This window comes from Pseudoclavibacter sp. VKM Ac-2867 (assembly GCF_015351275.1).
GTDB lineage: Bacteria > Actinomycetota > Actinomycetes > Actinomycetales > Microbacteriaceae > Pseudoclavibacter.
On record NZ_JADKSL010000004.1, the window covers coordinates 183,170 to 202,760 of the forward strand.

Annotated in this window: 22 protein-coding genes and 2 tRNA genes; 4 read left to right on the plus strand and 20 right to left on the minus strand. The window is 64.5% G+C overall.

Annotation, left to right across the window (positions count from 1 at the left end; all coding sequences use genetic code 11):
* Positions 1 to 179: 179 nt before the first annotated feature.
* From ITJ67_RS06310 to ITJ67_RS06320, 3 genes are all read left to right on the plus strand, one after another.
* Positions 180 to 524 (plus strand): DUF485 domain-containing protein, encoded by a 345-nt coding sequence (locus ITJ67_RS06310; RefSeq protein WP_104244049.1) that lies wholly within the window; start codon positions 180 to 182, stop codon positions 522 to 524.
* Entirely contained in the window at positions 521 to 2,152 is a 1,632-nt protein-coding gene (locus ITJ67_RS06315; protein WP_104329940.1) for a cation acetate symporter, read from the plus strand. The genes ITJ67_RS06310 and ITJ67_RS06315 overlap by 4 nt, the downstream gene beginning before the upstream one ends.
* Before the next feature lie 185 nt (positions 2,153 to 2,337).
* Entirely contained in the window at positions 2,338 to 3,183 is an 846-nt protein-coding gene (locus ITJ67_RS06320; RefSeq protein ID WP_228502372.1) for an SDR family oxidoreductase, read from the plus strand.
* Between the two features lie 238 nt (positions 3,184 to 3,421).
* Here the strand turns inward: ITJ67_RS06320 and ITJ67_RS06325 are convergent, their stop codons facing one another.
* The 13 genes from ITJ67_RS06325 to ITJ67_RS06385 form a co-directional block, all read right to left on the minus strand.
* Complete coding sequence (locus ITJ67_RS06325; protein ID WP_194677080.1) at positions 3,422 to 3,919, minus strand: hypothetical protein; 498 nt, start codon at positions 3,917 to 3,919, stop codon at positions 3,422 to 3,424.
* Positions 3,916 to 4,512, minus strand: coding sequence for a Panacea domain-containing protein (locus tag ITJ67_RS06330; RefSeq protein WP_194677081.1), 597 nt, complete (start codon positions 4,510 to 4,512; stop codon positions 3,916 to 3,918). The genes ITJ67_RS06325 and ITJ67_RS06330 overlap by 4 nt, the downstream gene beginning before the upstream one ends.
* A 217-nt stretch (positions 4,513 to 4,729) precedes the next feature.
* Positions 4,730 to 5,065, minus strand: a complete 336-nt coding sequence (locus tag ITJ67_RS06335) for a hypothetical protein (protein WP_194677082.1) — start codon at positions 5,063 to 5,065, stop codon at positions 4,730 to 4,732.
* On the minus strand, positions 5,062 to 5,424 hold the full coding sequence (locus ITJ67_RS06340) for a hypothetical protein (protein WP_194677083.1): 363 nt from the start codon (positions 5,422 to 5,424) through the stop codon (positions 5,062 to 5,064). The genes ITJ67_RS06335 and ITJ67_RS06340 overlap by 4 nt, the downstream gene beginning before the upstream one ends.
* Positions 5,425 to 5,564: 140 nt before the next feature.
* Positions 5,565 to 6,392: a hypothetical protein gene (locus tag ITJ67_RS06345; protein WP_194677084.1), complete on the minus strand. Its 828-nt coding sequence runs from the start codon at positions 6,390 to 6,392 to the stop codon at positions 5,565 to 5,567.
* Positions 6,393 to 6,404: 12 nt separating this feature from the next.
* The gene (locus ITJ67_RS06350; protein WP_194677085.1) at positions 6,405 to 6,620 is read right to left on the minus strand and encodes a hypothetical protein; all 216 of its coding nucleotides are present in this window, start codon (positions 6,618 to 6,620) and stop codon (positions 6,405 to 6,407) included.
* Entirely contained in the window at positions 6,617 to 6,874 is a 258-nt protein-coding gene (locus tag ITJ67_RS06355; RefSeq protein ID WP_194677086.1) for a hypothetical protein, read from the minus strand. The genes ITJ67_RS06350 and ITJ67_RS06355 overlap by 4 nt, the downstream gene beginning before the upstream one ends.
* Positions 6,871 to 7,047, minus strand: a complete 177-nt coding sequence (locus tag ITJ67_RS06360) for a hypothetical protein (RefSeq protein WP_194677087.1) — start codon at positions 7,045 to 7,047, stop codon at positions 6,871 to 6,873. Before ITJ67_RS06360 ends, ITJ67_RS06355 begins: the two co-directional genes overlap by 4 nt.
* The gene (locus tag ITJ67_RS06365) at positions 7,040 to 7,225 is read right to left on the minus strand and encodes a hypothetical protein (protein ID WP_194677088.1); all 186 of its coding nucleotides are present in this window, start codon (positions 7,223 to 7,225) and stop codon (positions 7,040 to 7,042) included. The genes ITJ67_RS06360 and ITJ67_RS06365 overlap by 8 nt, the downstream gene beginning before the upstream one ends.
* 184 nt (positions 7,226 to 7,409) lie before the next feature.
* On the minus strand, positions 7,410 to 8,696 hold the full coding sequence (locus ITJ67_RS06370; protein ID WP_194677089.1) for a hypothetical protein: 1,287 nt from the start codon (positions 8,694 to 8,696) through the stop codon (positions 7,410 to 7,412).
* A complete protein-coding gene (locus tag ITJ67_RS06375) occupies positions 8,693 to 9,088 on the minus strand; it encodes a hypothetical protein (RefSeq protein WP_194677090.1) in 396 nt (131 codons plus the stop codon). Before ITJ67_RS06375 ends, ITJ67_RS06370 begins: the two co-directional genes overlap by 4 nt.
* 100 nt (positions 9,089 to 9,188) lie before the next feature.
* Positions 9,189 to 9,773: a hypothetical protein gene (locus tag ITJ67_RS06380; RefSeq protein WP_194677091.1), complete on the minus strand. Its 585-nt coding sequence runs from the start codon at positions 9,771 to 9,773 to the stop codon at positions 9,189 to 9,191.
* 113 nt (positions 9,774 to 9,886) lie between these two features.
* On the minus strand, positions 9,887 to 10,105 hold the full coding sequence (locus tag ITJ67_RS06385; protein WP_194677092.1) for a helix-turn-helix domain-containing protein: 219 nt from the start codon (positions 10,103 to 10,105) through the stop codon (positions 9,887 to 9,889).
* Positions 10,106 to 10,893: 788 nt separating this feature from the next.
* On the opposite strand from ITJ67_RS06385, the gene ITJ67_RS06390 reads away from it, so the two are divergent.
* Positions 10,894 to 12,123: a tyrosine-type recombinase/integrase gene (locus ITJ67_RS06390; protein WP_194677093.1), complete on the plus strand. Its 1,230-nt coding sequence runs from the start codon at positions 10,894 to 10,896 to the stop codon at positions 12,121 to 12,123.
* 85 nt (positions 12,124 to 12,208) lie between these two features.
* Here ITJ67_RS06390 and ITJ67_RS06395 read toward each other — a convergent pair.
* The 7 genes from ITJ67_RS06395 to recF all read right to left on the minus strand — a co-directional run bounded on the left by ITJ67_RS06395 (position 12,209) and on the right by recF (position 19,590).
* Positions 12,209 to 12,281 (minus strand) — tRNA-Ala (locus tag ITJ67_RS06395).
* Between the two features lie 39 nt (positions 12,282 to 12,320).
* A tRNA-Ile gene (locus tag ITJ67_RS06400) sits at positions 12,321 to 12,394 on the minus strand.
* A gap of 54 nt (positions 12,395 to 12,448) precedes the next feature.
* Positions 12,449 to 12,856, minus strand: coding sequence for a DUF3566 domain-containing protein (locus ITJ67_RS06405; RefSeq protein WP_104244042.1), 408 nt, complete (start codon positions 12,854 to 12,856; stop codon positions 12,449 to 12,451).
* A gap of 11 nt (positions 12,857 to 12,867) precedes the next feature.
* Positions 12,868 to 15,522, minus strand: a complete 2,655-nt coding sequence (gyrA, locus tag ITJ67_RS06410; RefSeq protein ID WP_160071188.1) for a DNA gyrase subunit A — start codon at positions 15,520 to 15,522, stop codon at positions 12,868 to 12,870.
* Positions 15,523 to 15,539: 17 nt separating this feature from the next.
* Positions 15,540 to 17,762: a DNA topoisomerase (ATP-hydrolyzing) subunit B gene (gyrB, locus tag ITJ67_RS06415; RefSeq protein WP_160071189.1), complete on the minus strand. Its 2,223-nt coding sequence runs from the start codon at positions 17,760 to 17,762 to the stop codon at positions 15,540 to 15,542.
* Positions 17,763 to 17,927: 165 nt separating this feature from the next.
* Positions 17,928 to 18,416 carry a DUF721 domain-containing protein gene (locus ITJ67_RS06420; protein WP_104244036.1) on the minus strand — a complete coding sequence of 163 codons (489 nt, stop codon included), beginning with the start codon at positions 18,414 to 18,416 and terminating at the stop codon, positions 17,928 to 17,930.
* Positions 18,409 to 19,590: a DNA replication/repair protein RecF gene (gene recF / locus ITJ67_RS06425; protein ID WP_160071190.1), complete on the minus strand. Its 1,182-nt coding sequence runs from the start codon at positions 19,588 to 19,590 to the stop codon at positions 18,409 to 18,411. The genes ITJ67_RS06420 and recF overlap by 8 nt, the downstream gene beginning before the upstream one ends.
* Between the last annotated feature and the right edge of the window lies 1 nt (position 19,591).

Genomic DNA, 19,591 nt, shown 5'->3' on the forward strand with positions numbered 1-19,591 from the left:
GGTCACTACCAACTTCCGGGGGTAGTTCGATACTTCGTCGTATGCGTAGCGTGGATGCTATCACGCAGGCAATGAGGCTTTCGTGTTCGCAACGATGCGAAGAAGCGCCGCCTTTTGCCGTCGAGAACTGCACGCACATATCTGACGAACGCAGCAATGCACTGAGGCAAGGAGGCCCCATGCGACACGAAACGTCATCTCAACCGCCAGGTGGAATCGACTACGTCGCATTCGAGGAAGCGGCTGAATTCAAGGAGCTGAAGAAGCGCCAGCGCTCCTTCGTCTTTCCACTCTCAATCTTCTTCCTGGTCTGGTACGGCGCCTACATCATCGTTGCCGCCTACGCGCACGACTTCATGGCCACACCGGTCTTCGGCAACATCAACGTGGGTCTGCTGCTCGGCATGGGCCAGTTCGTGACGACCTTCGCGATCACCATGTGGTACGTCTCCTACGCCAACCGGCGGCTCGATCCGCTCGCGAACGACCTTCGCGTTGAGCTCACCAAGGCGGACCAGGCATGAGCGGGCAGCTGTTGGCACCCCAGGCAAGCGCTGTCGCGAACAATGACCCCGTCCTGAATATCGCGATCTTCGCGGCATTCGTCGCGGTCACTCTCTTCATCGTTATTCGCGCAAGCCGCAACAGCAAGACCGCAGCCGACTACTACGCCGGCGGGCGATCCTTCTCCGGAACCCAGAATGGGTTCGCGATCTCAGGTGATTACCTGTCGGCAGCGTCGTTCCTCGGCATTGTCGGAGCTATCGCCATCAACGGCTACGACGGATTCCTCTATTCGATCGGCTTCCTCGTCGCCTGGCTCGTCGCTCTGCTGCTCGTCGCCGAGCTCATGCGCAACACCGGCAAGTTCACGATGGCGGACGTGCTCTCGTTCCGCCTCAAGCAGCGTCCCGTGCGTGTTGCCGCGGCCCTCACGACCCTCGCGGTGTGCTTCTTCTACCTGCTCGCGCAGATGGCGGGAGCCGGCGGCCTCGTCGCCCTCCTCCTCGGCATCACCGATGACATCGGGGTCGCGATCGTCGTCGCCGTCGTCGGCGTGCTCATGATCATCTACGTGCTCATCGGCGGGATGAAAGGCACCACCTGGGTGCAGATCATCAAGGCCTTCCTGCTCATCGGCGGCGCGGGTGCGATGACCATCTGGGTGCTCGTCATCAATGGCTTCGACCTCTCCGCGCTCCTCCAGGCGGCGGTCGACAAGGCGGCCCTCGACGGCGCGGAGGATCCGGCCGCGATCCTCGCGCCGGGCCTGCAGTACGGCAAGAACCCGATCGACTTCGTCTCGCTCGGACTCGCGCTGGTGCTCGGCACAGCTGGGCTCCCGCACGTGCTCATGCGCTTCTACACGGTGCCCACCGCCAAGGAGGCCAGGAAGTCGGTGGTCTGGGCCATCTGGCTCATCGGCGGCTTCTACGTCTTCACGCTCATCCTCGGCTACGGCGCAGCGGCACTCGTGGGGGCCCCAGCCATCAAGGATGCGCCAGGAGGCGTCAACTCGGCTGCCCCGCTGCTCGCCCTCGAGCTGGGCGGGCCGATCCTCATGGGCTTCATCTCGGCGGTCGCCTTCGCGACGATCCTCGCGGTCGTCGCGGGTCTTGCGATCACGGCTGCCGCATCCTTCGCCCACGACATCTACAACAGTGTCGTGAAGCGAGGAACGGCCACCCCAGAGCAGGAGGTGAAGGTCGGCAAGTACACGGTTGTCGTCCTCGGCGTCGTCGCCATCGTCGGTGGCATCGGCGTGCAGGGGCAGAACATCGCGTTCCTCGTCGCACTCGCCTTCGCCGTCGCGGCCAGCGCGAACCTGCCGACGATCCTGTACTCGCTCTACTGGCGCAAGTTCACGACCCGTGGGGCGCTGTGGAGCATGTATGGCGGACTCGCGACAGCGATCATCCTGATCGTCTTCTCCAAGGTCGTCTCCGGCGCTGAGACGGCGATGCTCGGCGAGGAGATCGACTTCGCCTGGTTCCCACTCAACAACCCGGGCATCGTCTCGATCCCGGTCGGGTTCTTCCTCGGCTGGCTCGGCTCCGTGCTGCCGCAGAAGAAGGAGGACCCTCGGGTCGCCGCGGAGATGGATGTGCGCTCGCTCACGGGCTACGGCGCAGAGGAGGCTGTCGAGCACTAGGAGGCTCGCTGCACCGCGTTCGACGCCACGTCGAGTTCGCGCGTTTGCGTTCGCGAAATGGTCGCTCTGACTCGCTCAGGGCGGCCATTTCCGCGTCTGCGTTGTCTCCGTGCCACAACGCACATGAGGTTCGGCATGCGCGTGGGTAGCGTGGGTGCGTCCACGATGCACATGGAGGTGCGGATTTGACTCAGTCAACGGAGGCAGGTTCCCTCGCGGGGAAGACCATCATCATGTCGGGCGGGAGCCGCGGCATCGGACTCGCGATCGCGAAGCGCGCCGCGCGTGACGGTGCGAACGTCGTGCTCCTGGCCAAGACCGGGGATCCACATCCGAAGCTGCCAGGGACGGTGTACACAGCCGCTGAGGAGATACGCGAGGCCGGCGGACGCGCGCTGCCAGTCGTCGGCGACGTGCGCGACGACTCCGACCTGCAGCGGGCGGTCGACAGCGCCGTCGCCGAGTTCGGCGGCATCGACATCGTCGTCAACAATGCGAGCGCCATCGACCTGCGCTCGACGCTCGACATCGACGAGAAGCGCTACGACCTCATGCACCAGATCAACCAGCGCGGCACGTTCATGCTCTCGCGGGCGGCCCTGCCGCACCTCCTCGAGTCACAGGATGCGCGCATCCTGTCGCTCTCGCCGCCACTCAACCTCGCACCACAGTGGCTCGGTGCCTACCCGGCGTACATGACCGCGAAGTACGGCATGACACTCGCCACACTCGGTATCGCGGCCGAGTTCGCCGAACGGGGTGTGGAGGCGAACACCCTGTGGCCCCGCACCACCATCCAGACCGCAGCGGTGGCCAACATCATCGGCGGCGAGGAGCTCATGCGCCGCAGCCGAACCCCTGAGCTGTACGCCGACGCCGCCCACGCGGTGCTGACGGCCCCGCGGGGCCGATATCGGGGGCAGACGCTGCTCTGCGAGGACGTGCTCGCAGAAGCCGGCGTGAGCGACCTCAGCGTGTACTCGCCGGGAGTCGACGCCTCCGAGCTCTACCCCGACGCCTTCGTCGACTAGAGAAAAAGAAAGAACCCCGGTCAGATTTCTCTGACCGGGGTTCTTTGTCACCGTGGAGCCTAGGAGATTCGAACTTCTCTACTAGTGACGACACGGACGTACCTAAACCCGCGCCGCCTCACTGCAACGGCGGGCGACGCTGCAACGGCAGGCGCCTCCAGAGCACCCAGATTCAGACACCAGCCGCGACGGTATTGCACGGAACTTTGCATGGGGATGCATCCCGCATCTGGTCGGGCTAGGCCAAGGCTTTCTGGAGTGCTGGTATCAACGCGACGAGACGACGCGTACCGGGGATACGCGTCATGCCACATTTGTCCTGGTACCAGTCGACCAGCCGATCAGTTGCCGCATCCACGACCAGCAGTGGCACCTTGGAAATCTCGTAGGCTTCGATCGCTTTTCGCACAGCTTCAACGAAGAGCTTCAGACCGTTACCCTCACCCTGGTGCTCCAGGTCGACGCCCATCTGGCACAACAGGAGCGCCTGAATACGTCCCTCCGGGTCTTTCAGACCCCGAATTTTGGATGAAAGCCCGTCCGTTTCAATGGTGATGTTCTTGAGCGCGAAGAACGCGATCAGCACGTCGCCGGAACAGCACAGATGGGTTGCCACGTAACGCCGGTAGCTGTAGGCCGAGGCACTTACCCACTCGTCGACGCTGTCCAAGCCACTTTTAAAACCGCTGACCTGTTCCTGCGACTCGAGGGGCGCCACCCTGTCCCAAGTGGTCATCCCACCAAAAGGGCCTTGAATCTTGCCGCCGACTTGTCCTCATCCATCTCGTCTAGGAGGAATCCACTGATGAACATCTGATTTGGATGCACAACACGGCAAATTGGGTCCAGTCGACCCGATCGGAACCAGTTAGTCATGTCACTGTCCGGAATCCGGCATCGGAACCCGTTGGGATCGTAGTGGTCTTTCCACGGCGCTTGTGTGTGCGTGATGTTCCGCAACTTAGTAGCCGAGTAGTCGGCGAACCGGGACCAAACAGCCTGAAGGAACTCGTCGACATCGTCCGGGAGTTCCTGAATGCTCTGCAACGAGTCACTATGAGTCGCCGCGATAACGTTTCGACCCGGGTAGGACTTCCAGACAGAGTGCACCACTGGGCCGTGGTCGTAGGCCTCAACGTCGTCGTCGAAGAGACGTGTCCCGGTGTCCGCGAGGTAGTTGGCTTGCGCAAAATACAGCAGCTTCTGCAACTTCATCGGAGTCACATCGGGCTCGCTGCGGAGGGAATCCTGGTCGATGAAGAACTTAGCCACGTCGAGAGCGGACACGCCACTCGTGGTCACCAGGTTGCTGGCAGTTGTATCGGACATGTCTCTCCTTTCGCAGTTGTCCACAAGTAAACGGAACTTATCCACAGGTTTCCACAAGTCTACAGGGCGCGGCGCGCCGAAACTACCCGGTTCACTAAAATCCGTGGTAGTGCGGGCGTGTCGCTTTTCGACAACCGCACCAAGCTGTCAAATCGGGGCCATAACTGGACCCGGACCGCACGGACGCGGACCGGGTCCAGTTGTGGCGACGATGTGGTCAGAGCCCGGCGATCCAGGCGTCCGTGTACGGCGGGAATTCCTGAGACCGCGCGATCTCCGGCGGCACCGTCTGCCGCCAGTCGTATGTTGCGTCCTGTCGGCGTTGCTCCGCCCAGGCGTCCAGCAGCTCGTCTTCCGTGCCCACCCAGCCCTTCGCGAGCGAGCAGAACGCGTCCAACACCTGCCAGTCGCGGTGCTGTCCACTGGACTCGTAAGCGGCGCGAAGAGAGCGGAGCTTCGCCACGTCGTCGGCGCTCACCCACGCCTCACGGTTCGTGTCGAAGAGCTTGGCCGTTGCCGAGCTGGCCGGTGTGCCTCGGAGCTGCGCCATCATGCGCCCCATCGCACGCGAGCAGCACGACGAGCCTGGCCGCTGCGCGCTTTCTTGATCGTCTCGACCGTCTCACCCTCATCGGGGAGCCCGAGCTGCGTGACGAGCTTCGAGAGCAACAGGCGAGTGGCGCGGATCTCACCGAACACGGGGTTTGGTCGCGGCTGGCCGGCGTGACCATCGACGACGGGCTTCGCGTCCACCGCAGCGGCTTCGAGGATCGCGAGGTCGTCCAGCGTGCGGGCCGTAGCTTCCACGATGCGCAGCTCATCCGCGCGGAACGTGTACGTGCCGACGACATCCGTCCAGAAGGCTGTACCAGCCGTCCTAAGGCCGTCAGGGGTGATTGTGGGGGTCTCCATGAGTCTGTCTCCTTTTCGAGTGATGCTGAGCACGCATCCCGGCGATCACTAAGCCGGTAGTAGGCCTAGAACCGGGACGGGGGGAGGTGGTGGCAGGGTCACGACGTTGTTGCCGTGCCCCGTGCCGTCACTGGGTTGGGTTAGGCGATGCGGACTGCGCGGCTGCTGCTGGGTTCGCCGCGGAGCTGCTGGATCTGTTCGGTGTAGTCGAGGTCTTCGGGGTCGAGCTGCACCTGTCGGAATCCGGCGACGCCTGTGCTGTTGGAGTGGACCTGCACCCATTCGAGTGGCTTGGGTTCGGCGTACTTCTCGTACTGGTCGAGCGGCTTCGCGTGGAGTGTCGCGCCGAGGTTGAGCAGCTCGGTCCAGCGGTTCTCTCCTGTCCATGCTTCCCAGATGCGGCGGCGGTGGAGTCCGTCTGCGGTGATGACGAGGCCGATGCTGTCGTTGTCGTGACCGAGCGTTGCGCCTGCGAGTTTCGCTGCGGTGATGAGCAGCGGCAGTTCGCTGCTGAGGGTGAGGGCGAGTGACTGTCCGAGCACCCATGCCTCCCGGGTCTTGCTGTCCTGGGTGATGAGCGATGCGGGGTCGCTGGTGGCTGGTGCCGCTTCGTGGGCTTGGGTGAACTTCCGGGCGGTGTCGTTCCACTGCTTGGCGAGGTGGGTGTAGTTCTTCTCGGCGGTGGTGGCGTACTCGCGTCGGAGGGCGGCTTCGAGTTCGCGTGTGACGGCGTTGTCGATGTCGGCTCGTCGGGGTGCGTCGGTGGCTTCGGCGAGGGCGCGTGCTCGGAGTTCGTGGATGATCTCGATGGGCGTGGCCGGGTCGGTGATCTTCTGCAGCAGCTCGTCTCGTGCGGTCTGTGCGGGGTTGAGGTAGTCGCTGAGGCGTTCGCGGAGGTCGGTGTACGTGTCGGTGACGGTGCCGCCGGCGTTGATGATGTCGGCGATGTCGTTGGGGGTGTAGGTCATGGTCTGGTTCTCCTAGTTGGTGTTGCCGAGGATGCGGGCGCGGATCGCGTCGTCATCGTTGAGTGCCATGTCGCCGCCGTTGAGTGCGTCTCTGAGGATCGCGTCGGCGGGTCGGGGCGTGTTGTCGTGCATGCGGTTGGTGAGGTCCTCGCGGAGGTCGGGCGCGATGCCGAGGGCTGCTCGGAGGATGCGTTCGGCTTCGGCTTGTGTGGATTCGTGGTGGGTCATGTGCGGTTCCTTCCGGTTGGGCGCTGGTGGCGCTTCTGGTGGGCGCTGGCTTCGTCTGGGTCGCGGGTGACGCATTCGGCGTAGGTGATGCCGAGGGCGGTGAGTGCGAGGGTGGCGGTGTCGGGGCCGTGCTGACGGAGGGCGGTGATGAGCACTTCGGCGATGGCTTCGGGGTTCCCGACGTGTTGCCCGAGGTCGCTGATGAGTTGCAGTGCGACGGGGCGTGCGGTGTCGGTCGTGATGGGGGCGGTCATGGTGTTGTCTCCTGCGGTGAGCGGTTGCGCTCGTAGTTCTCGATGGCGTCGTGTGCGGCGTCGAGGATGGCGCGGGCGTCGGCGAGGGGGATCTCGACGGATTGGTCGGCGTGGGTGATGACGAGCAGTCCGGGCTTGCCCTTGATGTCCCGGACGTGGGCGCACTTACTCAAGGCGGGTCCGGTTCTCGCGGGCGTCGAGCAGATCGTGGATCGCGTCGGCGAATGCCCTGGCTCGGGTGAGTTCGATTTCGAGGCGGAGGTGGTTTTGCGTGAGGGCGAGCACGGTCGTGGGGTGCTCGGTGACGTACGTGGGGCGTACGTCGATGCGGACGGGCGGCAAGCGTTTCATCGGTGGTTCCTTCCGTGTGGCGAATGTGGCGTGTGGCGAATGTGGCGGCCCTGCGTGCCTGTTTCGACCTGGGTGGCCTGGTGGCTTCCGCTTATTTCCGGGGGTCCGTGCTCCTGATGGGCGTGTATCCGGGGCCGGTGCACCGCCACAACCGCCACACCGCCACTTCGCCACATGCCGTTCATCAGACGGCGTCCCACCCGGTTGGCGACTCTGCGATGCCTCGGTACTCGGTATCGGAGAGCTTCACGGCTCGCTCTTCGCGGACGAGGATCGCGAGGGCTTCGTCGACGAACTTCCGGTCGGCTGAGGTCTGCAATCGGTTGATCGCCCCTCGGGTCCAGACCTCTCCGTCGCGGAGTCGTTCGGCGATCTTGTTGGCGACCCGGGCGGGGGCTGTCAGCTCGGCACGCTTCGACTCATGGGCTGCATCGGCGTGCGCTCGGTCTTCGCCGCGGCGGGCTGCCGCTTCCGTCTCGACCGCTCGAAGCTCCTGCACGCACAGCTCCCTGGTGGTCGCGCTCTTCTGCATGACGAGTCCCGAGATTTCCCAGTCCTCGGAGTCCACGTCAGTGCGCCCGTCGAGCACCGCGAGTGCGGCTGCCGTCTTGAGCCTGGTGAGCATCATGTGACCGTCGAGCACGTCGGACGCGCCCTTGAGTGCTTTGATCCGGTTCTGGCGGATCTCTCGGGCCGCTTCTTTCGGGACTTCCATGCACATCGGTTGCATGGGCCAGTCGATCTTCGGGAGCGTCATCTGCTCGGGAGCTTTCACACCGTCGCGGGCGAGCGGGTCAGCTGCTGGGAGCCAGAGGAAGCGCTGCGGCGTACCACCGTCAGATTCGGAGAGCAGAGCGCCTGAGCGTCGCGGCTGCACGCCGAGGATGAAGCACAGTCGGTAGTCGTGAGCCGGGATCGTGACGGCCTTCTCTGCGGTCGCGTAGGTCGCGCCGAGGACTTCGCCGCTCCAGGCGGATCGCATCTGACTGGAGAGCGTGGACCCGGACCTGCCGCCCTGCGCCGCGAACTGGTCGACCTCTGATGACTCGAAGATCACAGCCGGGTTGTCGATGACCGTCACCCAATACTTCGGCTGCCCCTCGACGTCCACGACCTCCCGGTGCCCGAACGCTTTCGCCATGCCCTCGCCGCTGCCGATGGGGAGCGTCGGCACGTCCTGCCCGAGTGTGATCGCGGTGTGTGAGACGGCGGTGGATGCGCCCTTGCCGAGCCCGCTCGCGCCCACGACGGCGACGAACAGGTTCAGGGAGCCGCGACCACCGACGAGGGGCGGCAGGGTGATGTGCGGCGGCACGGTGGCCGTCGTGCGAGCGAGAGTGACGCCCAGGACCGCCCACGGCGAGGCGAGGTACGCGCGAGCGAAGTCGTGCAAGGATCGCAGGCTCGTGCGGCGTGACCAGATGCTCTCCGGGTCGGTCTTGAGGTTGATGATTTCGGCGGCGTTCGTCACGCGGCGTTCCTCCGTGGCTTCAGGTCGATGGCGTGCTCGAGCACTGCCTCGAAGAACCGAACTTCCGACTGCGGGAGACCTCGCGATTCGATAGCGAGGGATGCAGCGTCGATGCGGTCCTGGATGGTTTCGTGGAGTCGCTGGCCTGGGTTGTGGAGCCTCACGTATGCGAGGTCACGTTCGTGTTCAGCTCGCGCGAGGCGACGGCGGAGATCCGAGATTTCTGCATCTCGTGAAGCTCTGCCGGCGTCGTACGCGAACGTGTAGATACCGGCGAGCGATGGCGTGCACTGCCATAGCTCCAGGCGTCCGAGGATGAGGGAGTGGAGGGCGCTGGAGAGCTGCTGTTCGATCGTGTAACCGAGCAGTTGCCCAGCACCCTCGACGCCCATGCGCGCTACCGTCCCGAGTCCAAGATCGCGACGAGCCTGGCGAGCTGCTCGGACGCGATGCCGAGCAACGCGACGAGGGCGAGCGAGCTGAGCGGCCCCATCAGAGCAGGCCCTCGTGCTCGGGAGCAGCACAGGCCTCGACCGGGCGGCGGAGCTGCTCCGAGGCGGGCTCATCCGCGGCTTCGAGGATCGCCCTGGTGATCTCGACGGTGGCCGGGACCGACACTCGAAGATCGCCCTCTTCGACTCGGCGCAGCAGGTCAGTTTTCATACCCGAGACCCGCTCAACAGCCTCGCGGTCGATGCCGAACCGGGCGCGGAGGTCAACGAAGATGCCACCGTTGCCGGGGTTCTCGACGGGGGGAGTCGGCACAAGCTCGAGGAGGTCGCGGGCCGCGTTCTCGGGGTCCGCGTAGTCGCCGAGGACGCGGACCACGTCCGCGACGAGAGCGACCGTCTCGACGTACTCGGCTGCGTCGTTCGGGCTCCTGGAATCCACGCCCTCGAAGCTTGTGTAGATGCCGGCATCGGTGTGCTCGATGCTGTGCTCTCCGGCGTGCAGGGTGGTGATGAGCGAGAGGGCGTCGGAGTCGACGATCTCACTCGTCCAGACGCGGCAGATGCGGGTCAGGTTCGTGGTGCGCGCTTCGAGCTGCTGGCGGTTGTCGGGGGCAGATGCGAACATGGTGTTATCCGTTTCGTTTCGTGATGACTCGGTGTTGGTGGGAGCCGTTGGCGCGGCTTCTGCGGTGGTCCCCGGCATTGGCGTGCCGGGGGCTTTCTTCGTTTCGGCGGTTGTCATGCCGCCTCCGCGTCGAACAAGGCGAGGAACTTCTCGCGCGGGATTACTACCCGCCGCCCGATCTTGATTCCGGGCACAGTTCCGTTGGCGATCGCAGTCGTGACAGTGCGGGCATCCACGCCCAGAACTGCTGCTGCCTCCGCACGGGTGATGGTCGCGGCGCTCGACTTTCGAAGGTGGTCTAGCGTCGGCGGGCGTTCGGTTGATGTGGGCATGGCGTCCTCCTGATCCGTTTTGCACAAGTGCTGTGGAGCCTGTGCGAGACCACATTCGCATACCTCCACGGAATGCGCAAGCTTTACGGAACCTGTGCGGATGTGCGACGATCATGGCGTGAGAGTCGCTACAGCTGCCCATGTCCAAGACGTTGAGATCGCGCCTGGGCTCTTCTCGCCTGCGTCGATGCTCGTCATCGCGGGTGCAGATGACGGGTTGTCCTATGAGGTCCGAGTCACGGTGCGGCCCATCGGTGGACAACTTGCCGCGGTCGATCTCGTCGCGGCACAGTTACCGGGAGGGCTGCCCGTGACGAGGACCGGAGTTGCCTCGATCCCTGTCACTGAGATGGTTGCTGCGTGCACATCGCGGTTGCGCATGAAGCGTGGGGACGCACTTGTCAGCGCCGCACCCGCACCCGAGGATGTTGCTCTCCTGCGTCGAGGTCGACCAGATACTGAGCGGCTCCGGGTGCTCGTCCGCATCTACCGCATCGTTCGCGCCGTGAGCGATACACCCGGCGCGACGCTCCAAAGCATGCTCGAAGTGGATCGGGCCACCATCACGAGATGGCTCGCGAGAGCGGTAAAGGAAGGGCTGCTGGATGGATCCGAGCGGGGGAAGCGCAAGTCTGATGTGGGATCAGTGCGCAGCTCGGAAGACGTGGACGGGTTCATGGATGCTTACGCTCAAGCGTCTGCGCGTGATCTGCCAGCCGCGGGTGCCAGCTCCATTCAGGAAGTAAGCGAGTGGCTCGGATGGACGGACGCGAAGGATGGCCCACAGAATGGCTAGAGCAAGATCGCGCCGTCACGGCGAAGGCTCTGTAACGAGCTACGCGACCAAGGCAGGCAAGCGCTACCGGTATCAGCTGCTCGTGCTCATCGACGCCAATGAACCTGAGCTTGGCTCGAAACTCAGCGGCGCTGCTGGGTTCAAAGACGAGGACGAGGCGCACGAGGCGCTGCGCACGGCGAAGAGCCTCCGGGATGCCGGCGTGAAGCAAGGCGGCAAGAAACCGACCATCGAGGCCTACGCAAAGACGTGGATCGACAGTCTCAGCCGTGACGAGTACGAGGCCTCCACGCTCGTCCTATACGAGCGCCACCTGCGCGTTCACGTCGTGCCGTACATCGGCTCGTTGCAGGTCGACAAGCTCACGCCGACGAGGATAGCGAAGCACTACAACGATCTGCGCGACCACGGGCGCAGAGACCGCCACCACAAGGGCGAACCGCTCGGAGTTTCGACTGTCAACAAGGTTCACATCACGCTCGGCGCGATGCTCGAAGCCGCCGTCGAGGATGGACTCATGCTGGTGAACCCGGCGCGGAAGAAGAAGACCGTTAAGGCTCCGACTGGTAAGGCGATCCGTCGCGAGCAGAAGGAGATGGTCACATGGACCGGCGAGCAGCTGAACAGGTTCCTGACCTGGAACAGTGACGTGTACGAGGACGACATGCACGCGCTTTGGCGGTTGCTCTCCTACAGCGGCATTCGACGCGGCGAGGCGCTGGCGCTCAAGTGGAAAGACATCGATGCTGCGCACTCTCGCATCCGCGTTCGGCGCTCCGTCGACACGACTCAGCGAGGCGTGACGAAAAAACCGAAGACGGGCGCGGCGCGCACGGTGGACATGGACACCGAGACGATCAACGTCCTGAAGACCTGCAAGGCGCAGCGCGGTTCGATCAGCCTCGACTTCGCCCGACCTGACGCCTACGTGTTCGGGCTCGCTGACGGCTCCGTGCGGCGTCCAGACATGGTGTCCGAGATGTGGGCACGGCGGATGCGGTGGATGGCGTCTGCGTTGACCGTGGACCCGCTGCCGCGCATCACCCTGCACGGGCTCCGTCACACGCACGCGAGCATCCTCCTGGAGCAGCATGTGCCAGCGAAGGTCGTGCAGGAACGGCTCGGCCATTCCAGCATCACGACGACGATGAATGTCTACGCGCACGTCACCGAGACAGCGCAGCGCAGCGCCGTAGACACGTTCACTGCCGCGATTCAGTAGCCCTATTGCATATTCGCTTTGCATGGCGATGCATACGAAGAACCCCCGACCAGTAAATCCCTGGTCGGGGGTTCTTTTGTCACCGTGGAGCCTAGGAGATTCGAACTCCTGACATCCTGCTTGCAAAGCAGGCACTCTACCAACTGAGTTAAGGCCCCGTTCGGGTGGAAACGATACCAACGTTCGGTATCGAACCGTGGGGCTACCAGGACTTGAACCTGGGACCTCTTCGTTATCAGCGAAGCGCTCTAACCGCCTGAGCTATAGCCCCCGAAGCGACTGCCCCAACATACACGAAAAGTGCACGTCAAGGGAAATCGAGCCGCTAGCTGTTCGTGAAACCGAACACGAGGCCCCCCGTGACCTTCACAGCGAGGTTGTAGAGGAACGCCGCAACTGCGCCGAGGGCCGTGCCCGCGACGAGGTTGAGGAGTGCGACCACAAGGGAGAAGAGCATGAGCTGGGGCAGGGTGACGAAGTCGTCGACCCCCACGCCGGCCGAGCCGGAGACGTCATTGAGCAGGTCATTGACGCTTCCCAGCACACCAGTGTTCTCGATGACGGTCCACATCAGGAACGTCGCGACGATCGTGATGATGCCGAAGCAGATCGACAGGAGGAAGGAGAACTTCACGACAGACCAGAAGTCGATGTGCACCAAACGGAGGCGCACCTGCTTGCTCGCAGTCTTCTTGCTGGACTTCTGGGCCAGCTTGTCAGCAACGCTCGTCATAGATCAGTACCTCAGTCTTCGGTCTCGTCCTGCTCGAACGACGTGACAGAGTCTGCCACAGTCTCACTCTGGGCACTCTCGGCTGGGGCAGTCTCGCCGTCCGGTGAGACTGCAGACGTTCCCTCGAGGGCGGAGTCGGCGGCGGTGACGGTCGTCTCGCCGTCCTCACCTTCCTCGTCCTCCTTCTCGAGTTCGCGGTCGGCGTTCTGCGCGATGGCGATCACGTAGTCACTGCTGTCGAGCCTCGCGAACGTCACGCCCATGGAGTCGCGTCCCGTCACCGAGACCTCGGCCACGTTGGAGCGCACGACCTTGCCGGAGCCGAGGATGACCAGCACCTCTTCGTTGTCGTGGACGAGCAGCGCACCGGCGAGGCCGCCGCGCTCCTCGTTCAGCTTCGCGACCTTGATGCCGAGTCCGCCGCGCTTCTGGATGCGGTACTGCGACACCGAGGTGCGCTTCGCGTATCCGCCCTCGGTGACGATGAACACGTAGGCATCGTCGCTCGAGGTGACAGCGGCCGTGAGCAGGTAGTCGCCGTCGCGGAACGACATTCCCTTGACGCCGGAGGTCGACCGACCCATGGGCCGAAGCGCATCGTCGTTCGCCTCGAAGCGAAGCGACATTCCGAGGTGCGAGACACAGAACACGTGGTCCGACTCGTCGGCGAGCATGGCGGAGACGAGCTCGTCGCCTTCGCGCAGGTTGACGGCGATGATGCCAGCCTGACGGTTCGTGTCGTACTCCGTGAGTGCCGTCTTCTTGACGAGCCCCTCGCGTGTGGCGAGCACGAGATACTGCGCCTGGCGGTAGTCGCTGATGTCGAGGATCTGCGCGACCTTCTCATCGGGCTGGAGCGGCAGGAGGTTCGCGATGTGCTGCCCCTTCGCGTCCCGGCCCGCCTCCATGAGCTCGTACGCCTTCGCGCGGTACACACGACCCAGGTTGGTGAAGAAGAGCAGCCAGTGGTGCGTCGTCGTCACGAAGAACTGCTCGACGACGTCATCCGCGCGGAGCTGCGCACCCTTGATGCCCTTGCCGCCGCGGTGCTGCGAGCGGTAGTTGTCGCTGCGCGTGCGCTTGATGTAGCCGCCGCGGGTCACGGTGACCACCATCTCCTCCTCGGGGATGAGGTCCTCGTCAGTCATGTCGCCGCCGGAGCCGCGCAGGATCTCGGTGCGGCGATCGTCGCCGAACTTGTCGACGACTTCCTGCAGCTCTTCGCCGATGATGGTGCGCTGGCGCACGGGGTCGGCGAGGATCGCCTTGTACTCGGCGATCATGGCCTCGAGGCGGGCCGCGTCTTCCATGATCTTCTGGCGCTCGAGCGCCGCGAGGCGACGGAGCTGGAGGTTCAGGATGGCGCTTGCCTGCAGCTCGTCGACATCGAGCAGCTCCATGAGGCCGGTCCGCGCCTCTTCGACGGTCGGCGACCGACGGATGAGTGCGATGACCTCGTCGAGCATGTCGAGAGCCTTGAGGTAGCCGCGGAGGATGTGAACCTCGTCCTCGGCCTTCTTGAGGCGGAACTTCGTGCGGCGCACGATGACTTCCACCTGGTGCTGCACCCACGCGGTGATGAAGCCGTCGATGGCGAGCGTGCGCGGAACCCCGTCGACGATCGCGAGCATGTTCGCGCCGAAGTTCTCCTGCAGCTGCGTGTGCTTGTAGAGGTTGTTCAGCACAACCTTGGCGACGGCGTCGCGCTTGAGCACGATGACGAGACGCTGTCCCGTGCGACCGGAGGACTCGTCGCGGATGTCGGCGATGCCGGAAAGGCGCTGATCCTTGACCAGCTCGGCGACCTTGAGCGCGAGGTTGTCCGGGTTGACCTGGTACGGCAGCTCGGTGATGACCAGGCACGTGCGTCCGTGGATCTCCTCGATCGCGACGACGGCTCGCATCGTGATGGAGCCGCGACCGGTTCGGTACGCCTCCTGGATGCCCTTGGTGCCGAGGATCTGGGCACCGGTCGGGAAGTCGGGGCCGTGGACGCGCTCCATGAGCGCATCCATGAGCTCCTCGCGAGAGGCGTCCGGGTGCTCGAGGTGCCAGAGCGCGCCTGCTGCGACCTCGCGGAGGTTGTGCGGCGGGATGTTCGTGGCCATTCCGACGGCAATGCCGACGGAGCCGTTGACGAGGAGGTTCGGGAAGCGAGCGGGCAGCACGGCAGGCTCTCGCGTACGTCCGTCGTAGTTGTCTTGGAAGTCGACGGTGTCCTCGTCGATGTCCCTGACCATCTCGAGCGCAAGCGGCGCCATCTTCGTCTCGGTGTACCGGGGGGCGGCGGCGCCGTCGTTGCCTGCAGAGCCGAAGTTCCCCTGGCCGAGTGCGAGCGGGTAGCGAAGGGACCACGGCTGCACGAGTCGGACAAGCGCGTCGTAGATCGCCGAGTCACCGTGCGGGTGGAACTGCCCCATGACGTCGCCGACGACGCGGGCGCACTTCGAGAATGCCTTGTCCGGGCGGTACCCGCCGTCGTACATCGCGTAGATGACGCGACGGTGCACGGGCTTGAGTCCATCCCGAACCTCGGGCAGTGCTCGACCGACGATGACGCTCATCGCGTAGTCGAGGTACGAGCGCTGCATCTCGAGCTGCAGGTCGACCTGTCCGATGCGGTCGCCGCCGTCGGCGTTGGTGGTTGTGACGCGTTCTTCAGCCATAGAGGTGCCTGTGTGCCTTAGATATCGAGGAAGCGCACGTCGTGCGCGTTCTGCTGAATGAAGGTCCGGCGAGATTCGACGTCCTCGCCCATGAGCGTGCTGAACACGGCGTCAGCCGCCTCAGCGTCGGTCACCTTGACCTGCAGGAGCGTGCGCACTGCGGGGTCCATCGTCGTCTCCCAGAGTTCCTGGTAGCTCATCTCGCCGAGGCCCTTGTAGCGCTGGATGGCGTTGTCCTTGGGGATGCGGCGGCCAGCTGCCTTGCCGTCTGCGAGCATCGCGTCGCGCTCACGGTCGGAGTACGCGAAGTCGTGCGCGGCATTCGACCATTTGATGCGGTACAGCGGCGGCTGGGCGAGGAAGACGTACCCGAGCTCGACGAGCGGACGCATGTAGCGGAAGAGCAGGGTGAGCAGCAGGGTCGTGATGTGCTGACCGTCGACGTCGGCGTCTGCCATGAGGATGATCTTGTGGTACCTGACCTTGTCAGGGTCGAAGTCGTCGCCGAGGCCGGCTCCGAAGGCCGTGATCATGGACTGCACTTCGTTGTTCTGCAGCGCACGGTCGAGGCGGGCCTTCTCGACGTTCAGGATCTTGCCGCGCAGCGGAAGGATCGCCTGCGTCTCGGGGTCGCGGCCCTGGACGGCGGAGCCGCCTGCCGAGTCGCCCTCCACGATGAAGACCTCAGAGCGAGTCGGGTCCTTCGACTGGCAGTCCTTGAGCTTGCCCGGCATGCCACCGGTCTCGAGGAGTCCCTTGCGCCTGGTCTGCTCGCGCGCTCGACGTGCGGCGAGTCGAGCGGCGGATGCCTGACCGGCCTTGCGGATGATGTCCCTCGCCTGCGAGGGATTGCGGTCGAACCAGTCCTGGAGGGCCTGTCCGACGATGCGCTGCACGTAGGACTTGGCTTCGGTGTTGCCGAGCTTCGTCTTCGTTTGGCCTTCGAACTGGGGCTCGCCGAGCTTGATGGAGATGACTGCCGCGAGACCCTCGCGGACGTCTTCGCCTGAGAAGTTCTCGTCCTTCTCCTTGACGAGGTTCTTCTCCCTCGCGTAGCGGTTCACGACCGTGGTCAGCGCTGCACGGAACCCCTCGAGGTGCGTGCCGCCCTCCTTGGTGTTGATCGTGTTCGCGAACGAGTGAATGGATTCCGAGTAGGAGTCGATCCACTGCATGGCGAGCTCGAGCGAGATCTTCCGCTCGGTGTCCTCGGCGTTGACCTCGATGATCTCCTCGTGGACCGGCTGCTTCTTGCGGCGGCTGACGAGGTGCTGCACGTAGTCGACGAGGCCGCGCTCGAACAGGTAGGTCTGCGAGCGCTTCTGCGGGATCTCGATCGACTCGGTGACCCCCTTCGGCTCACCGGTCTCGGTGCGCTCCGCCTCGTCGATGTCTGCAGCGGATTCGTCCTGCAGCTCCGTGATCTGAGCGGCGAGCCCGTCACCCTGGAGGGTTGACTGGTCCCGGTCGTCGGCCAGCGAAATGCGAAGGCCCTTGTTCAGGAACGCCATCTGCTGGAAGCGGGCGCGGAGCACTTCGAAGTCGTACTCGACCGTCTCGAAGATCTCGGAGTTCGCGTAGAACGTGATGGTGGTCCCGGTGTCTTCCGTCGGCTCACCCTTGCGGATGTCGCCCGTCGGGACACCGTTCTCGAAGTCCATCTCCCATTCGAAGCCGTCGCGCTTGACCTGAGCGATGAGTCGGTAGGAGAGCGCGTTGACCACGGAAGAGCCGACACCGTGGAGACCACCGGAGACGGCGTAGCCGCCACCACCGAACTTGCCGCCGGCGTGGAGCTTGGTGAGGACCACCTCGAGTGTGGAGATTCCCTCGATCGGGTGCAGCTCGACGGGGATACCTCGACCGTTGTCGCTCACGCGCACGGCACCGTCATCCTGGAGCGCGACCTGGATGTCGTCGCAGTAACCTGCGAGCGATTCATCCACAGAGTTATCCACAATCTCGTACACCAGATGGTGCAAGCCCTCGGGGCCCGTTGACCCGATGTACATGCCTGGGCGCTTGCGTACGGCCTCGAGACCCTCGAGCACCTGGATCTGCCCGGCGCCGTAGTCGTTCTCGACGCGGTCGTTCTGCGAGCGGGTCTCGGCCACTTCAGCAGGCGCCTCGCTCAGCCCTTCCGCAGCAGTCTGGCCTTCCGACGTTCCTGGACCGGCCGACTTCCCCGCATCTTCTGGCGTCTCAGTCGTGTTCTCGGGGTCGGAAGTTTCTGATGCCATAACTCGGGCGTCTCCTTGCTGTGTGGCGACATGCAAGATCCGCGTTGCGAGCAAACTCACACGACGCGGATCCAGCGACTGTTCAGTCTACCAAGGAACCCGACCCGAAGCCCGAAGAAGGCGCGTCAAGCGACGAAAACAATGGCGAGGACCGTAAATGCCTCGTCAGCCGTAGGTATCGCGTGGGCCACGCCCTGGAACCGATCTGGGACCGCGTTTCCACGAGGGGGCACCCGGGTTCAGAAAGCGGATGCGCTCGACCTTGGCCTCGGCGTACCTCTCGATGAGGTTCGTGAGCAGCAGCGTCTGCATGCCGCGGAGCTGCGTCGCCCAGGCTGTCGAGTCGCACTGCACAAGCAGCACCCCGTCCTCGATGTGCAGGGGAGTCGAGTGCGCAGCCGTCTCCTTGCCGACGATCTCGGGCCACGCATCCATCAGCTCCGCCTGTTTGATGGGGCCGTTCCAGCCGAACTGCCTGGTGAGGGCCGCAAGAGCGGAACCAGCAGCCACCGGATCGCGGCCGAAGCCGAAGGGCTCGGACAGATCGGTGCCCTGCTCATCCTTCGCCTTGGCGGCCAGCCGCCTGCGCAGCGAGGTCGTCTTCCCGCCGAAGACCTCCTTGAAGCGCGCGTAGACTTCCGCACCCTCACTCATCGGCTTGGCCTATCTGTATCGTCCCGGCGCTGATGCGGATGACCTGCGACCGCAGCCCCACAGGCACGTCTTCGAGGACCGCCGCAGTGATCAGGACCTGCTCGAAATCGCCGATCGCCTCTGCCAGACGTGATCGGCGCGAAGCATCGAGCTCGGCGAAGACGTCGTCGAGGATCAGGACGGGATCCCCGGCGCGCGACTCACTCCGCACCAGCTCGGCAGCAGCGAGCTTGAGCGCAAGCGCAAACGACCAGGACTCCCCGTGGCTCGCCGTGACGCGGGCCGGCAGGCCGTTCAACCAGAAGACGGCGTCGTCGCGGTGCGGACCCACGAGGCTCACACCGCGTTCGAGCTCCCGCGGACGCATGGCAGCCAGCTGCGCCGCGAACCGCTCGCGGATCTCAGACGTCGTGACCTCGCCACCCTCGACCTCGGCACCTTCGCCATCCGCGTCGCCCATCACGGAAGCTGCGTGCCCGAAGGCCGACACCCGCATCGAGAGCGTCGGACGGTGGTCGGCGCCGACCAAACGCTGATACGAGCCGGCGAGGTGAGGAAGGAGCCGGTCGCAGAGCAGGAGCCGTTCCGCGATGATCTGCGAGCCCAGCTCGAGCATGCGCTCATCCCAGACATCAAGAGTCGCGATCATCGCGTCAGACGATCGTGGCCCTCGCATGGATCGGAGCAGGGAGTTCCGCTGCCGAAGCACACGCTCGTAGTCGGCGATGACACCGCCCAGTCTGGGCGAATGGGTCACGAGCAGGGAATCGAGGAACCGCCGCCGTGCCCCGGGTTCGCCGCGAACGAGCGTCAGATCCTCCGGTGCGAACAGCACACTCGCGAAGTACCTGGCCAAGTCGCGAGAGCGGACGTTCTGTCCGCCGACCCGCGCCTTGTTCGCACCCGAGCTCGCGATCTGCACGTCGAGGTGCAGCGACCGCGTCTCGTGGGCCAGCTCCATCTTGACGACGGCAAACTCCTGGCCGAAGCGCACCAGCGCCTGGTCGCTCGAGACTCGGTGCGAACCGAGCGTGGCCAGGTACCCGATCGCCTCGACGAGGTTGGTCTTGCCCTGGCCGTTGGAGCCGACGAACAGGTGAGCGCCGGGTCCAAGCGAGAGGTCGGCGGACTCGTAGTTCCTGAAGTCGTGCAGCTGCAGACGGGTGACGTGCACC

Coding starts and splice junctions, on each gene's coding strand:
- ITJ67_RS06310 (WP_104244049.1), top strand. CDS start 180: ATGCGACACGAAACGTCATCTCAACCGCCAGGTGGAATCGACTACGTC.
- ITJ67_RS06315 (WP_104329940.1), top strand. CDS start 521: ATGAGCGGGCAGCTGTTGGCACCCCAGGCAAGCGCTGTCGCGAACAAT.
- ITJ67_RS06325 (WP_194677080.1), bottom strand. CDS start 3,919: ATGACCACTTGGGACAGGGTGGCGCCCCTCGAGTCGCAGGAACAGGTC.
- ITJ67_RS06330 (WP_194677081.1), bottom strand. CDS start 4,512: ATGTCCGATACAACTGCCAGCAACCTGGTGACCACGAGTGGCGTGTCC.
- ITJ67_RS06335 (WP_194677082.1), bottom strand. CDS start 5,065: ATGATGGCGCAGCTCCGAGGCACACCGGCCAGCTCGGCAACGGCCAAG.
- ITJ67_RS06340 (WP_194677083.1), bottom strand. CDS start 5,424: ATGGAGACCCCCACAATCACCCCTGACGGCCTTAGGACGGCTGGTACA.
- ITJ67_RS06345 (WP_194677084.1), bottom strand. CDS start 6,392: ATGACCTACACCCCCAACGACATCGCCGACATCATCAACGCCGGCGGC.
- ITJ67_RS06350 (WP_194677085.1), bottom strand. CDS start 6,620: ATGACCCACCACGAATCCACACAAGCCGAAGCCGAACGCATCCTCCGA.
- ITJ67_RS06355 (WP_194677086.1), bottom strand. CDS start 6,874: ATGACCGCCCCCATCACGACCGACACCGCACGCCCCGTCGCACTGCAA.
- ITJ67_RS06365 (WP_194677088.1), bottom strand. CDS start 7,225: ATGAAACGCTTGCCGCCCGTCCGCATCGACGTACGCCCCACGTACGTC.
- ITJ67_RS06375 (WP_194677090.1), bottom strand. CDS start 9,088: ATGGGCGTCGAGGGTGCTGGGCAACTGCTCGGTTACACGATCGAACAG.
- ITJ67_RS06380 (WP_194677091.1), bottom strand. CDS start 9,773: ATGTTCGCATCTGCCCCCGACAACCGCCAGCAGCTCGAAGCGCGCACC.
- ITJ67_RS06385 (WP_194677092.1), bottom strand. CDS start 10,105: ATGCCCACATCAACCGAACGCCCGCCGACGCTAGACCACCTTCGAAAG.
- ITJ67_RS06390 (WP_194677093.1), top strand. CDS start 10,894: ATGGCTAGAGCAAGATCGCGCCGTCACGGCGAAGGCTCTGTAACGAGC.
- ITJ67_RS06405 (WP_104244042.1), bottom strand. CDS start 12,856: ATGACGAGCGTTGCTGACAAGCTGGCCCAGAAGTCCAGCAAGAAGACT.
- gyrA (WP_160071188.1), bottom strand. CDS start 15,522: ATGGCTGAAGAACGCGTCACAACCACCAACGCCGACGGCGGCGACCGC.
- gyrB (WP_160071189.1), bottom strand. CDS start 17,762: ATGGCATCAGAAACTTCCGACCCCGAGAACACGACTGAGACGCCAGAA.
- ITJ67_RS06420 (WP_104244036.1), bottom strand. CDS start 18,416: ATGAGTGAGGGTGCGGAAGTCTACGCGCGCTTCAAGGAGGTCTTCGGC.